This window comes from Blastococcus sp. SYSU DS0539, assembly GCF_054050855.1.
The window spans coordinates 349,217-362,295 of sequence record NZ_JBJHAF010000001.1 but is presented as its reverse complement, the minus strand read 5'-3'; the positions used below and the strand labels follow the sequence as shown (position 1 = coordinate 362,295).

Genomic DNA, 13,079 nt, shown 5'->3' with positions numbered 1-13,079 from the left:
GCGTGTGCGCTGACGCGGGGATACCGGACCGCGAACCCCGCCTCGGCGCACACGCACGGCGCCGGACGGCGCCTCAGCGGGCGCAGGTGATGCAGGTGCGGGCGGTCGGCCGGGCGGCGAGGCGCTCGGGTGCGATGGGTCGCCCGCAGGTCTCGCACCGGCCGTAGGTGCCGGCCTCCACGGCGGTGACGGCGGCGTCGACGTCGGCCAGCCGGCGGCGCGCGGACTCCAGGAGTGCGGCGACCTGCTGGCGCTCGAACGCGATCGTCGCGCCCTCGGGGTCGTGCTCGTCGTCGGCGTTGGACGCCCTCGAGGCGGCGACGACCTCGTCGAACTCCCGGGTCAGGGCTTCGATCTGCGCCAGCGCCGCCGCCCGCTCGGCGCCCAGCGGGTCAGCGGTCACGGCGCAGCAGCCGCAGCGAGCCGGTGCCGGGCAGCTCGGTGAAGTCCCCGGACGCCAGGACGCGCAGGTAGACGCCGAAGGGCGCCTGCCCGCCGTCGGCCGGGTCGGGGAAGACGTCGTGGATGGCCAGCGTGCCGCCGACGGCGAGCTTCGCCACCCACGCGTCCTGGTCGCGGCGCGCGGACTCCTCGGTGTGGCTGCCGTCGAGGAACAGCAGCGCCGGCGGGGTGCTCCACAGGGGCGCCAGGACCTCCGACCGGGTGACGACGGCGATCACGACGTCCTCGGCGCCGGCCTCGGCGATCGTGCGGCGGAACCGCGGCAGCGTGTCGATCCGGCCCACGGCGGGGTCGACCAGCGACGGGTCGTGGTACTCCCAGCCCGGCTGGTGCTCCTCCGACCCGCGGTGGTGGTCGACGGTGACCACCTGCCGGCCGGTCTCGCGGGCGGCCGCGGCCAGGTACAGCGCCGAGCGCCCCATCCAGCTGCCCACCTCCAGCAGCGGCCCGGGGACGGCGACGGCGCACGCGGCCGCGTACAGGGCGCGGCCCTCGTCGTCGGGCATGAAGCCCGGGGCGGCGGAGGCGGCGGCGAGGAGATCGGTCACGCCCACAGCCTCGCTCATCGGGCGAACCGGGCGCGCAGCGCGGTCACCCCGCGCTCGGTGGCAGTGCCGGCCTGGGTGTCGGCGGCCTTCGCGAAGAAGGCGCCGGCGGCGGTGGTCACCGGCACGGCGAGGACCAGCGCGATCGCCCCGACCATCGTGCGGATGACCTCCTCGGCCAGCGCGGACGAGGTGAGGACGACGTTCCAGGGCTGGGAGTAGAGCTCGAAGAGCAGCAGCAGCGGGAGCGCGGCGCCGGCGTAGGCGAAGACGATCGTGTAGACGGTCGACGCGATGTGGTCGCGGCCCACCGCCATGCCGCGGGTGTACAGCTCCCGCCAGCTCATCGACGCGTCGACCTCGTGCAGCTGCCAGATCGCCGACGCCTGCGTGATCGTCACGTCGTTGAGCACGCCCAGGCCCGCGACGACCACCCCGGCGAGCACCAACCCGGAGAAGTCCAGCGTCGGGTCGTAGCCCTGCAGGGTCACGGTCTCCTCGCTGGTCAGCCCGGTCAGCCGGGCGGTGGCCACCGCGAGCGCCCCCATGACGGCGACCAGCGTCAGCCCGAAGAGGGTGCCGACCAGCGCCGTCGTCGTGCGCGCCGACAGACCGTGGGCCAGGTAGAGGACGACGAACATGATCGCCGCGGAGCCGACGAGGGTGACCAGCACCGGCGAGGCGTCCCCGAGCAGCCCGGGGATGACGAACCGCAGCAGGATGAAGAAGGCGAACGCCAGGCCGACCAGCGACGCCAGGCCGCGCAGCCGGGCCACCAGCCCCACGACGACGGCGAAGACGATGGCCAAGGTGATCATCGGGGCGTCGCGGGCGAAGTCGTAGAAGGCGTACGCGGCGCCGCCCTCGGCCCCGGCGTCCCGGGTGAGGACCAGGGTGTCGCCCTCCGCCACGCCGTTGGCCACCACCACGGCGTCGAGGTCGAGCTCGACGAAGTCCCCGGCGCCGTCACCGTCCAGGATCTCCACGACGGCGCTGGCGCACGTCTGCGGCCGCCCCTCGACGCCGCAGTCGTACGGCTCGAAGGTGGCCACCCGGGCGTCGGGATAGGTGGTCCCCGGCGGCAGCGCCTCCGCCGCCGCCTGCTCGGCGCGGGTCGGCTCGCCGTCGGGCCACAGGGCGACCAGGCCGATCACCGTGGCCAGGCCGACGGGGACCAGGAGCAGCAGCATGAGCCACACGGCGCGCCGCCGGCGGGCGAGCGCCTCCTCGGTGGGCGGAGGCGCGTCCGGATCGGGGGCGTGGCTGTGGGTGTGGGGCGACGACACCCGGTCAGGCTAGGAGCCCCCTCCTCCCCCGGCCGCGCCCGACACCGGACTAGGAGTGGTCGGTGCCCCGGGAGCCGGGGCCGCCCTCGGGCGTCGCCTGCGCCGACACCGCCCCGCCGGCGTCGACGACGGTGAACCGGTGCCACAGCCCGCTGAGCTGCAGCGGCCGGGCCACCGACGGCGGCGGGTCGACCAGCGCGGTGTCGATGGCCCGCGGAACGCCCAGCTTCTGCAGCTGCACGAGCACGGCCAGCCCCGCGGAGTTCATGAAGGGGACCTCCCGGAGGTCCAGCTCCACCCGGCGCAGCGAGTGCTCGGTGAGCAGCAGATCGGTCACGATGCGCACCAGCGGCCGGCGGGCGGTCTCGGTCAGCTCGCCGGCGACGGCGATCCGGGCCGTCTCCCCCTCCACCGTGTGCGAGACGGACGGCTCACCGGCCGATGCGTCCCGGTGCGTGTCCTGCGGCGTGGTGCGGGTCGTCTCATCCACGGGGTCCGTCGTGCCCCGCGGAGCCCTCGTTCACGCACCGGCGCCGGGATCTCCCGGCCGCCGAAGTTCGGGGAACATTTTGCGGCCAGAGACGTTTACCGAAGTGCAGCGTCGAGGTAATCTCTAGTCGCCACTAGAGGTTCCACCTCGGGCAGCGAACACACGCACTACCGTCACAGGAGGTTCCAGCCATGATGCTGACCGCTTACGACCCGTTCGCCGCCACGTCCGCCGCCTTCCGGGCGCTGGACCAGCTCACCGGCCGCTCCGGCACCGGCACCGCGCGCCCGCTGTCGGGCATGCCGATGGACGCCTACCGGGTCGGCGACAACTTCGTCGCCCACTTCGACCTGCCCGGTGTCGACCCCGGCTCGATCGACCTGTCGGTCGAGGGCAACACCCTCACCGTCAGCGCCGAGCGCTCGGTCCCCCAGCTGGAGAACGCGGAGTGGACCATCGCCGAGCGCCCGTTCGGCAGCTACACCCGCCAGCTGGTGCTCGGCCGCAGCCTGGACACCGACCGGTTGGAGGCGAGCTACCACGACGGCGTGCTGACCGTCAGCATCCCCGTCGCCGAGAAGGCCAAGGCACGGAAGATCACCGTGACCCGGGCCGACACCCCGGCGGCCGTCGAGGGGCGCACCATCGAGGGCGAGTCGCAGCACGAGGCCAAGGCGGTCGAGAGCTGACCGCGGCCGGCAGCACCGCAGGGGCCGGGCCCGTCCAGGGCCCGGCCCCTGCGCCGCTCCGGGGCCGGCCGCAACCGAGAAGGGGTCGGCCGGGATCCCGGACCACCACGTACCACGACGGGAGTGCACCGCGATGACATCCGAGGGGCAGGACCCGCTGCGCCGGTTGGACGACCCGGAGTACCCGGCGCTCACGATGAGCCAGGCGGCCGAGCTGCTCGGCGTGCAGGCGGCGTTCCTGCGCAGCCTCGACGGCTCCGGCGTCCTCTCCCCGCACCGCTCCCCCGGTGGCCACCGGCGCTACTCCCGCCAGCAGCTGGAGCTGGCCGCACGCATGCGGGGGCTGCTGAACGACGGGCACCCCGTGGCATCGGCCGAGGTCATCGTCGGCCTGCAGGACGAGCTCGCCGCGGCCCGCGCCGACCTCGCACGCCTGCAGGAGGAGGCGCACGGGTCCGGTCCGGTGGACGGATAAACCCTAGGGGGGTATCGTTCTGCGGGACGCCGCACCCGCGGTGCCGACAGGAGGAACGACGTGGAGACGACCGACAGCGGTTGCGCCGCCCACGACCACGCGCACGGCTACATCCACCGCAAGGACGACTACCTCAAGCGTCTGCGGCGGATCGAGGGCCAGGCCCGCGGCCTGCAGCGCATGGTGGAGGACGAGAAGTACTGCATCGACATCCTCACCCAGGTCTCGGCCATGACCAAGGCGCTGCAGGCGGTCTCGCTCGGGCTGCTCGAGGAGCACCTGAGCCACTGCGTGGTCGACGCCGCGCGGGCCGGCGGCCGCGAGGCCGAGGAGAAGGTCCGCGAGGCCACCGACGCCATCGCCCGTCTCGTCCGCTCCTGATCGTCCGCACATCCCCGAGAGGAATCCCCGTGAGCACCACCGCCAGCTACACCGTGACCGGCATGACCTGCGGCCACTGCGTCAACTCGGTCACCGAGGAGGTCTCCCAGGTGCCGGGCGTGACCGGGGTCGACGTCGACCTGGCCACCGGCGGCCTGACGGTCACCAGCGAGCAGCCGGTCGACGAGTCCGCCGTCCGCGCCGCCGTCGAGGAAGCCGGATACGAGGTGAGCGGCCGCTGACGCGGCCGGCGCCATGAACACCCCCACCAAGATCGCCGCGTTCGCCGTCGGCCTGGTCGCCGTCTTCGGCGCCGCGGTCGGCGTGGGATCCGCGGTCGGCCCGGTCGGCGCGGTCGACGCGGTCGACGCGGTCGACGACTCCACCGGGGTCGGGCACGGGGACGGCGGCCACGACGCCGCCGCCCCCGCGCCGGCGGACGCGCCGGGCGGGCTCCAGGTGACCGAGGACGGCTACACCCTCGCCCTGGCCGACGGCACCGCTCCGGCGGGCCCCGCCACCCCGGTCGCCTTCACCGTCCTGGGGCCCGACGGCTCCCCGGTCACCGCGTACGACAGCGAGGCCGACGTCGATCTGCACCTCGTCGCGGTCCGCCGCGACCTGAGCGGCTACCAGCACGTGCACCCCGCGCTCGGGGACGACGGCGTCTGGCGGGCACCCCTGGCGCTGCAGCCGGGCAGCTGGCGGCTGTTCGCCGACTTCACCGCTGCGGCCGACGGCGAGAGCCGCGTGCTCGGCGCGGACCTCGCCGTCCCCGGCGCCTACGACCCCGAGCCGCTGCCCGCCCCGTCGGCCGTCGCGGAGGTGGACGGCTACACCGTCGTCCTGACCGGCGGGCTGACCCCGGGCGAGGAGTCGGAGCTGACCCTGAGCGTGAGCCGCGACGGCGTCCCGGTGACCGACCTGCAGCCCTACCTCGGCGCCTACGGGCACCTGGTGGCGCTGCGCGACGGTGACCTCGCCTATCTCCACGTGCACCCGGCCGAGCACGACCGCACCGAGGCGGCTCCCGGCCCGCACGTCCCCTTCGTCACCACGGCCCCCTCGGCGGGCACCTACCGGCTGTTCCTGGACTTCCGGCACGGCGACGCCGTGCACACGGCCGCGTTCACGGTGACCACCGAACCCCACGAGGAGCACGGATCGTGACCACCGCCCCCGGCAGCGCCACCAGCGACGTCGAGCTGCTCATCGGCGGCATGACCTGCGCGTCGTGCGCCGCCCGCGTCGAGAAGAAGCTGAACAAGCTCGACGGCGTCACCGCCACCGTCAACTACGCCACCGAGAAGGCGAAGGTCAGCGTCGCCGACGGCGTCAGCACCGACGACCTGATCGCCACGGTGGAGAAGACCGGCTACAGCGCCCGCCTGCCCGAGCCCCCGCGGCCCGAGCTCGCCGAGGAGGCCGAGGCGGACCCGGCCGACGCACCGGTGCGCGCGCTGCGCACGCGGCTGATCGTCTCCACGCTGCTCAGCGTGCCGGTGATCGCGCTGGCGATGGTCCCGGCCCTCCAGTTCGAGTACTGGCAGTGGCTGTCGCTCACCCTCGCCGCGCCGGTCGTCGTGTGGGGCGGCCTGCCGTTCCACCGGGCCGCCTGGACCAACCTGCGGCACGGCGCCGCCACCATGGACACGCTGGTGTCCCTGGGCACGCTCGCCGCGTTCGGCTGGTCGCTGTACGCGCTGTTCTGGGGCACCGCCGGCACCCCCGGCATGACACACCCCTTCGAGCTCACGATCGCCCGCACCGACGGCAGCGCGAACATCTACCTCGAGGCCGCGGCCGGGGTGACGACGTTCATCCTCGCCGGGCGCTGGTTCGAGGCGCGCTCCAAGCGGCGCGCCGGCGCGGCCCTGCGCGCGCTGCTCGAGCTCGGCGCCAAGGACGTCACGGTGCTGCGCGGCGGCACGGAGCGGCGGGTCCCCGTCGCCGAGCTGGGAACCGGTGACCTGTTCGTCGTCCGCCCCGGCGAGAAGATCGCCGCCGACGGCGAGGTGACCGAGGGCTCCTCCGCGGTGGACGCGTCGATGCTGACCGGCGAGTCCGTGCCCGTGGAGGTGCGCCCCGGCGACGTCGTCACCGGCGGCACCGTCAACGCCGGCGGCCGGCTGGTCGTCCGCGCCACCCGCGTCGGGAGCGACACCCAGCTGGCCCAGATGGCCCGCCTGGTCGAGGACGCCCAGAACGGCAAGGCGGAGGTGCAGCGCCTCGCCGACCGGATCTCCGGCGTCTTCGTGCCGGTGGTCCTGGTCCTGACGGTGGCCACGCTCGGCTTCTGGATCGGGACCGGCGCAGGGCTGCCGGCCGCGTTCACCGCGGCCGTCGCGGTGCTGATCATCGCCTGCCCCTGCGCGCTGGGGCTGGCCACGCCGACCGCCCTGATGGTCGGCACCGGCCGCGGTGCCCAGCTGGGCATCCTCATCAAGGGTCCGGAGGTGCTGGAGTCCACCCGCCGGGTGGACACCGTCGTCCTGGACAAGACCGGCACGGTCACCACCGGCCGCATGACGCTGCTGGACGTCGTCCCCGCCACCGGTGCCGACGCCGGGCAGCTGCTGCGCCTGGCCGGCGCCCTGGAGTCGGCGTCGGAGCACCCGATCGCGCAGGCCGTCGCCCGGGGCGCGACCGAGCGCACCGGTCCCCTCCCCGCGGTGACCGACTTCGCCAACGTCGAGGGCCTCGGCGTCCAGGGCGTGGTCGAGGGCGCAGCCGTGGTCGTCGGCCGCCGCCGGCTGCTGGCCGACTGGGCCATGCCGCTGCCCGCCGACCTCGACCGGGCCGTCACCGAGGCGCAGGCCGCCGGCCGCACCGCGATCGCGGTCGGCTGGGACGGCGCGGCCCGCGGGGTGCTCGTGGTCGCCGACGCGGTGAAGGACACCTCCGCCCGCGCGGTCGCCCAGCTGCGGGCGCTCGGGCTGACCCCGATCCTGCTCACCGGCGACAACGAGCCGGCCGCCCGGGCCGTGGCCGCGCAGGTGGGCATCGACGAGGTCATCGCCGAGGTGCTCCCCCAGGACAAGGTCGACGTGGTCCGCCGGCTGCAGCACGAGGGCCGCACGGTGGCCATGGTCGGCGACGGCGTGAACGACGCGCCGGCACTGGCGCAGGCCGACCTCGGGCTGGCGATGGGCACCGGGACCGACGTCGCGATCCAGGCGAGCGACCTGACCCTGGTGCGCGGTGACCTGCGGGTGGCCGCGGACGCCATCCGGCTGTCCCGCCGGACGCTGGGCACCATCAAGGGCAACCTGTTCTGGGCGTTCGCCTACAACGTGGCCGCGCTGCCGCTGGCCGCCGCCGGGCTGCTCAACCCGATGATCGCCGGGGCGGCCATGGCGTTCAGCTCGGTCTTCGTCGTCTCCAACAGCCTGCGGCTGCGCCGGTTCGCCCCGCTGCCGGAGAACCGGGACGCCACGACCGCCGTGCCGGCGGGCCGCCCGGCCGCGGCGCCGGCCGAGCCCGCCGCCCGTCGCTGACCGGCCGCAGCCGGCGGAATGCCGTGCTTCCACCGGGCCGACGGGGGTACCACCCGGGCGCAGTCCGGCGCTGCCCGGCCCAGCTGGGCAGAGCCGGACAGCGCCCAGGTACCTGTTCTCCCTCGGAGGTGTTCCGCTGAGTACCGCCCTCCACCGCGGCCGGCGATCGGCTGCCCGGGTCCTGTCCGGCGTCGGGCTCGCCGCCGGTCTGCTGCTGCTCACGCGCGCGGCGCCGCTCGCCGAGCGGCTGGCGCCGCGCTACCCGCGCGGCCGGCTGTGGGTGGCCCGCGTGCTCGGTGCCCGGCTGGTCGCCCAGCACGCGGCGGTGCTCGTCTCCCCGGAACCCGCCACGCTGCGGCTGTCGGCCGCGGTGGACGGGTTGCACGCAGCGAGCATGCTGCCGGTGCTGGCCATGCCCCGGTACCGCCGGGCGGCGCTGGCCAGCGGTGGCTTCGCGGCGCTCAGCGCGCTCGCCGCCCGACGGCTGGCCGGGCCGGTCGGCCGTTAGCAGCAGCCCCCGCCACGTGGGTGCCGGTCTCCGGGAGGGCGCCGGACCTCGACGGGGGGTCAGCCCTGCTGCTCGCGCAGCAGGTTCTTCTGCACCTTGCCGGTCGAGGTCTTCGGCAGATCGCCGCGGACGAAGCGCTTCGGCGTCTTGAACGCGGCCAGCCGGGACCGGACGAAGTCGGCCAGATCCCCGTCGCTGACCTCCGCCCCGGCCTTCAGCGTCACGTAGGCCACCGGGACCTCGCCCCACTTCTCGTGCGGTTCGGCGACCACGGCGGACTCGACGACGGCGGGGTGCGCGTCGAGGGCCCGCTCGATCTCCACCGAGGAGATGTTCTCGCCCCCGGAGATGATGATGTCCTTGCTGCGGTCCCGGATCTCCACGTAGCCATCGGGGTGCACGACGGCGAGGTCGCCGGTGCGGAACCAGCCCCGCTGCCCGTCCGCGTCGGGGAGGGTGACCGCCGCGGTGGCGTCGTCGTCGCGGTAGTAGCCGAGCATCACGTCGTTGCCGCGGGCGACGATCTCCCCGACGGTCGTCGCGTCGCGCGGCACGTCGGCACCGTTGTCGTCCACGACGCGCAGCGGGTCCGCGACCACGTTGCCCACGCCCTGCCGGGCCTTGAGCTCCGCCTGCTGCTCGCCGTCCAGGTCGTCCCATTCGGGATGCCACTCGTTGAGCGCCAGCGGACCGTAGGTCTCGGTGAGCCCGTACAGGTGGGTGACGTTCATGTTCAGCGCCGACATGCGCGCCAGAAGCGTCGGCGTGGGGGGCGCGCCGCCGGTCTGCACCTCCACCCGGGGGTCCACCGGCCCCTCGGCCGCCTCGTCGGCGTTCAGGATCATCGTCAGCACGGTGGGCGCCGCGCTGAAGTGGGTGACGCCCTCGGTGCGCAGCAGCTGCCAGATGCGGGCCGGCTCGACCCGCGGCAGGCAGACGTGGGTGGCCCCGGCGGCCGAGACGGCCCACGGGAAGCACCAGCCGTTGCAGTGGAACATCGGAAGGGTCCAGAGGTACCGACTGGTCGAGCCGAGGCCGGTGTGCATGGCCATCGCCAGGGCCTGCAGGTAGGCCCCGCGGTGCGCGTACATCACCCCCTTCGGCCGCCCCGTCGTCCCGGACGTGTAGTTCAGCGCGAGCAGCCCCGTCTCGTCCGCGCAGGGCAGCGCCAGCGGTTCCGCGCCGGTCAGCAGCTGCTCGTACTCGCTGTCCCGGTCACCGGCCAGCACCAGCGGGACGCCGGCCGCCGCGGCCACCTCGGTCGCGGTCTCGGCGAACTGCGGGTCGGCGACCAGGAGCGAGGCCCCGGAGTGCTCCAGGACGTACCCGAGCTCGCCTGCGGAGAGCCGGGTGTTCAGCGGCACGATCACCGCGCCGGCCCACGGGATCCCGTTGTGCAGCTCGAGCATCGTGGCGCTGTTGGCGCACAGCGCCGCCACCCGGTCGCCGGGGGCGATGCCACGCGCGGCGAGCCCACCGGCCAGCCGGCGGGACCGGTCGGCGAACTGCCGGTAGGTGAACCGACGGTCCCCGTCGATGATCGCGGTGCGATCGGGGAACACCCGCGCGGACCTCTCGAGGTATGCCGTGGGGCTGAGCTGGCTGAACGTGAACGAGGCCATCCGGTTCTCCTGACGGGTCGGCGGGGAGCGGATCGAGCGAAGCCCTGGTTCACACCACCCTGCCCGGTCCGGCCGCAACCGGCTCGCGGAACGGCGCGCCGGCCTCCGCTCAGCCCACCGCGGGCACCAGCAGCAGCGCCGTCGGCAGGAGCAGCAGCAGGACGGCCGCGGACAGCGCGGCCCAGCGGGCGGCGGGCGGCAGCGGATCGGCGGGTCCCAGCAGCCGCACGACGCGGGCCCGGACCCCCGCCCCGGACACCGCCAGCGCGCCGGTGGGCACTCCCCCGCTGCCCGAGCTCCCGGCCGCCGCCGCGACGATCGCCTCGGCCAGGGTGCGCCGGGGGTTGGCGCCGCGCAGCGAGGAAAGCGCGACGTCGTCGGCCCGCATCTCGACCAGCTCGCGCACCGCGCCGTAGGCGCGCTCGGCCGCCGGCAGCACCGGCAGCGCGGCCTTCCAGGCGACGAACGGCAGGAGCAGCAGGTGGTGGTGCTCCGCCAGGTGCGCCCGCTCGTGCGCCACGACGGCGGCGAGCTGCTCCTCGTCCAGCTCGGCGACCATCCCCGACGAGAGCACCAGCAGCGGCTGGGCGCCGGGGATGCAGAAGGCCACCGGGGCCGGGTGCTCGAGCAGCCGGGCGTCGGGCTGCGGCGCCGGCTGCACCACCAGCTCCAGCAGCGCCCGGTGCCGGCGGCGGGTGCGGGTGATCCGGAGCCACGACAGCACCAGGACGCCGACCAGCTCGGTGGCGAGCACCCCGGCGAGGGTGAGGGTCACCCAGTGGTCGCCGCGCACCGGGTCGGTGGCGGAGTGCCCGCTGAGCACCGACCACGCCGCCTCGGGCAGCGAGTGCCCCCACGGCGCCAGCCCGTGCACGAGCAGGGCACCGATGATGGACAGCCCGCCGGCCAGGCCGACCGCCTGCCAGCACAGCAGCGCCACCCACGGGTCCCGCCCCGCCCAGCGGGCGCGGGCGAGCAGCGCCGGTACCGGCCACGCCAACAGCGCAGCCAGCACGCCGAGGGTGACGGCGGTGGCGGGGAGCACCGGTCGCGGGCGCGCGGATCAGCCGCGCGCGGCGTCGTCCGGACCGGCCCCGGCGAGCAGCTCCCGGAGCATCCGCGCCTCGTCGGCGTCGACGCCCCCGACGAAGCGGGCGAGCACCGCCTGGCGGTCGGCGGCCTGGCCGAGCACCTCGCGCATCACCTGCGCGGCGTGGTCCTCCCGGGTGGCCCGGGGCGAGAAGCGGCGCGGGCGGGCGTCGTCGTGGACGACGAACCCCTTCTGCTCCAGCCGGGTCAGCACGGTGTGCACCGTGGTCAGCGCGAGGCCGCGCTCGGCCAGCTCGTCCCGCAGCCGGGTCGCGGCCACCGGCTCACCGGCGGCCCAGAGCCGCTCCATGACCGCGCGCTCGAGCTCGCCCAGCGACGCCATCGGTCCTCCTGTCCGGCAGATCACACGCCCACTCTTCTACGTGTTGTAGAAAACGACTTCTACCGAGCGTAGAAAGAACGTGTCGATAGTACGTCGGCCTCGACGACGAGGGGACAGGTGCCGTGGACGTCCTGGACGTGGCGCGCTGGCAGTTCGGGATCACGACCGTCTACCACTTCCTGATGGTCCCGCTGACCATCGGGCTGGGGGTCCTGGTCGCGGTCATGCACACCATGTGGGTGCGCACGGACAAGCCCGAGTGGCTGCGGATGACCCGGTTCTGGGGCCGCATCTACCTGATCAACTTCGTCCTCGGCGTGGCCACCGGCTTGGTCCAGGAGTTCCAGTTCGGCCTGGCGTGGAGCGAGTACTCCCGCTTCGTCGGCGACGTCTTCGGTTCGCTGCTGGCGCTGGAGGCGCTGCTCGCCTTCTTCCTCGAGTCCACGTTCCTCGGGCTGTGGATCTTCGGCTGGGGCCGGATCCCCAAGAAGGTGCACCTCGCCGCGCTCTGGGCCGCGGTGATCGGCTCCATCGTGAGCGCGTACTTCATCATCGCCGCGAACTCCTGGATGCAGCACCCGGTCGGCGTCGTCACCGACGACGCCACCGGCCGGCCGCTGCAGGTGGACTTCGTCGCGGTGCTGACCAACAACACCGCGCTGGCGGCCTTCAGCCACGCGATCGTCGCCGCCCTCATGGTCGCCGGCGCCCTGCTCGTCGGCATCGGCCTCTGGCACCTGCGGAAGCGGGCGCTGGCCGGGCAGCCCGCCGGCGACCCGGACCACGCCGTCTGGCGCCGGTCGGTGCGCCTGGGCGGCTGGGTCTCGCTCGCCGCGTTCGTGCTCGTGGCCCTCACCGGCGACTGGCAGGGCAAGCTGATGTACGAGCAGCAGCCGCTGAAGATGAGCTCGGCCGAGGCGCTCTGCGACACCGAGGCGCCGGCGTCCTTCTCGATCTTCGCCTGGGGGAAGCTCGGCTCGAACGAGTGCGACGACGTCCACTCGATCACCGTCCCGTACCTCCTCAGCTACCTGGCCCACGGCGACTTCTCCACCGCCGTCCCCGGCGTGAACGAGCTGCAGGAGGAGTACTCGGCGGTCTACGGCGCGACCTACCCCGACGACCCGTCGTTCGGGGACAAGGCCGGCGAGCCGATCGACTACACGCCCGTCCTCTCGGTCACCTACTGGAGCTTCCGGCTGATGATCGGCATGGGCGCGGTCTCGGCGGGGGTCGCGGCCTACGCGCTGTGGGCCACCCGCCGCGGCCGGGTGCCGACGTCGCGGATCGGCGTCTACGGCGCGCTGCTCGCCGTGACCGCCCCGTTCGTGGCCAACGCGACGGGCTGGATCTTCACCGAGATGGGCCGCCAGCCCTTCGTCGTGCACCCGAACCCGGACGTCCCGGTCGAGGACCAGGTGTACTTCTTCACCGGCCAGGCGGTCTCCCCCGGCGTCACCGCCGCCGAGGTCTGGACGTCGCTCATCGGGCTGACGCTGGTCTACGGCGCGCTGGCCGTGGTCGAGCTGTGGCTGATCGGCCGGTTCGTGCGGGCCGGCGTCACGACCGGGGACGGCGCGCCGGTCCCCGGATCGACGCCCGAGGGCGGTCCCGACGACGACCTGCCCGGCGGGGCCGACGGCCCCCCGCGGCGCGACCGCGACGACGTCCTCTCCTTCGCGTACTGAGGAA

Annotated in this window: 15 protein-coding genes; 8 read left to right on the top strand and 7 right to left on the bottom strand. The window is 74.4% G+C overall.

Annotated features, from left to right (window positions below; translation table 11 throughout):
- Positions 1-73: 73 nt before the first annotated feature.
- Genes ACI790_RS01645 through ACI790_RS01630 form a run of 4 tightly spaced genes read right to left on the bottom strand, consistent with a single transcriptional unit; the run spans position 74 to position 2,783 of the window.
- The gene (locus tag ACI790_RS01645) at positions 74-403 is read right to left on the bottom strand and encodes a TraR/DksA family transcriptional regulator (RefSeq protein ID WP_456568033.1); all 330 of its coding nucleotides are present in this window, start codon (positions 401-403) and stop codon (positions 74-76) included.
- The gene (locus ACI790_RS01640; protein ID WP_456568032.1) at positions 393-1,010 is read right to left on the bottom strand and encodes a class I SAM-dependent methyltransferase; all 618 of its coding nucleotides are present in this window, start codon (positions 1,008-1,010) and stop codon (positions 393-395) included. Before ACI790_RS01640 ends, ACI790_RS01645 begins: the two co-directional genes overlap by 11 nt.
- Before the next feature lie 14 nt (positions 1,011-1,024).
- Positions 1,025-2,293 carry a YibE/F family protein gene (locus tag ACI790_RS01635; RefSeq protein WP_456568031.1) on the bottom strand — a complete coding sequence of 423 codons (1,269 nt, stop codon included), beginning with the start codon at positions 2,291-2,293 and terminating at the stop codon, positions 1,025-1,027.
- 49 nt (positions 2,294-2,342) lie between these two features.
- The gene (locus tag ACI790_RS01630) at positions 2,343-2,783 is read right to left on the bottom strand and encodes an STAS domain-containing protein (protein ID WP_456568030.1); all 441 of its coding nucleotides are present in this window, start codon (positions 2,781-2,783) and stop codon (positions 2,343-2,345) included.
- A 191-nt stretch (positions 2,784-2,974) separates the two neighbouring features.
- Here ACI790_RS01630 and ACI790_RS01625 point away from each other — a divergent pair, with 191 nt between their 5' ends.
- The 7 genes from ACI790_RS01625 (at position 2,975) to ACI790_RS01595 (ending at position 8,333) form a co-directional block, all read left to right on the top strand.
- Positions 2,975-3,472 carry an Hsp20/alpha crystallin family protein gene (locus tag ACI790_RS01625; RefSeq protein WP_456568029.1) on the top strand — a complete coding sequence of 166 codons (498 nt, stop codon included), beginning with the start codon at positions 2,975-2,977 and terminating at the stop codon, positions 3,470-3,472.
- Between the two features lie 133 nt (positions 3,473-3,605).
- Positions 3,606-3,947, top strand: coding sequence for a MerR family transcriptional regulator (locus ACI790_RS01620; RefSeq protein ID WP_456568028.1), 342 nt, complete (start codon positions 3,606-3,608; stop codon positions 3,945-3,947).
- 60 nt (positions 3,948-4,007) lie between these two features.
- The gene (locus ACI790_RS01615) at positions 4,008-4,328 is read left to right on the top strand and encodes a metal-sensitive transcriptional regulator (protein WP_456568027.1); all 321 of its coding nucleotides are present in this window, start codon (positions 4,008-4,010) and stop codon (positions 4,326-4,328) included.
- 29 nt (positions 4,329-4,357) lie between these two features.
- Entirely contained in the window at positions 4,358-4,570 is a 213-nt protein-coding gene (locus ACI790_RS01610) for a heavy-metal-associated domain-containing protein (RefSeq protein ID WP_456568026.1), read from the top strand.
- Positions 4,571-4,583: 13 nt separating this feature from the next.
- Positions 4,584-5,498, top strand: coding sequence for a hypothetical protein (locus ACI790_RS01605; protein WP_456568025.1), 915 nt, complete (start codon positions 4,584-4,586; stop codon positions 5,496-5,498).
- Positions 5,499-5,548: 50 nt separating this feature from the next.
- A complete protein-coding gene (locus ACI790_RS01600) occupies positions 5,549-7,825 on the top strand; it encodes a heavy metal translocating P-type ATPase (protein WP_456568134.1) in 2,277 nt (758 codons plus the stop codon).
- A gap of 289 nt (positions 7,826-8,114) precedes the next feature.
- Entirely contained in the window at positions 8,115-8,333 is a 219-nt protein-coding gene (locus ACI790_RS01595; RefSeq protein WP_456568024.1) for a hypothetical protein, read from the top strand.
- A 59-nt stretch (positions 8,334-8,392) separates the two neighbouring features.
- Here ACI790_RS01595 and ACI790_RS01590 read toward each other — a convergent pair whose 3' ends face one another.
- The 3 genes from ACI790_RS01590 to ACI790_RS01580 form a co-directional block, all read right to left on the bottom strand.
- Positions 8,393-9,955, bottom strand: coding sequence for an acyl--CoA ligase family protein (locus tag ACI790_RS01590; RefSeq protein ID WP_456568023.1), 1,563 nt, complete (start codon positions 9,953-9,955; stop codon positions 8,393-8,395).
- A 109-nt stretch (positions 9,956-10,064) separates the two neighbouring features.
- Positions 10,065-11,000: a M56 family metallopeptidase gene (locus ACI790_RS01585; RefSeq protein ID WP_456568022.1), complete on the bottom strand. Its 936-nt coding sequence runs from the start codon at positions 10,998-11,000 to the stop codon at positions 10,065-10,067.
- An 18-nt stretch (positions 11,001-11,018) separates the two neighbouring features.
- Positions 11,019-11,387 (bottom strand): BlaI/MecI/CopY family transcriptional regulator, encoded by a 369-nt coding sequence (locus ACI790_RS01580; protein ID WP_456568021.1) that lies wholly within the window; start codon positions 11,385-11,387, stop codon positions 11,019-11,021.
- A 122-nt stretch (positions 11,388-11,509) separates the two neighbouring features.
- Between ACI790_RS01580 and ACI790_RS01575 the strand changes: the two genes are divergently transcribed.
- Entirely contained in the window at positions 11,510-13,075 is a 1,566-nt protein-coding gene (locus ACI790_RS01575) for a cytochrome ubiquinol oxidase subunit I (protein ID WP_456568020.1), read from the top strand.
- The last annotated feature ends 4 nt before the right edge of the window (positions 13,076-13,079 follow it).